Consider the following 509-nt stretch of genomic DNA (forward strand, 5'->3'; position numbering starts at 1 on the left):
AGTACCGGCTCGAAGTCGTGGGTGCCGAGCGGGAGATAGGCCTCATCGGCGACACATCCGCCGGACGCTCGGGCATACGCCTGGGCCGCCAGTGCCGTACGCCGTGGCCACACATAGTCGTTACCGACGACGAACCACCGTCGCACCCCGCGCTCGTGCGTCAGCAGGTCCATCGCGGGCCGCAGCTGATCGCGCGGGGTCTCGCTCGTCAGGAACACGCCCGCGGTGTCCTCCCCGCCCTCGTACAGTGCCGTGTACACATACGGGACGCGGTGCGCGATCCTCGGCGCCAGCGCCCGGCGCACCGAGGAGATGTGCCAGCCCGTGACGCCCTGTACGACGCCCAGGTCCACCAGCGCCTCGAGGCTCCATCATGCGAACTCCAGTGCGTCTCTTACCATGGACGCACCTCTGAGCTAGGAGCGGCATGCCCACCCCACCCCCGCGTCGGCCCGATGACCTGGTGCAGCTGCTGACGCGGGCCGAGCGGCTCCCGGGGCGGGGGGGGC

The 509-nt window shown here is 70.7% G+C and carries 1 pseudogene; it reads right to left on the reverse strand.

The features are described 5' to 3' along the window. A pseudogene (locus IF47_RS0126975) lies at nucleotides 1–365 on the reverse strand (ABC transporter substrate-binding protein); the annotation flags it as partial. Between the last annotated feature and the right edge of the window lie 144 nt (nucleotides 366–509).

The sequence above is a fragment of the Streptomyces megasporus genome, from assembly GCF_000718985.1.
Taxonomy (GTDB): Bacteria; Actinomycetota; Actinomycetes; order Streptomycetales; family Streptomycetaceae; genus Streptomyces; species Streptomyces megasporus.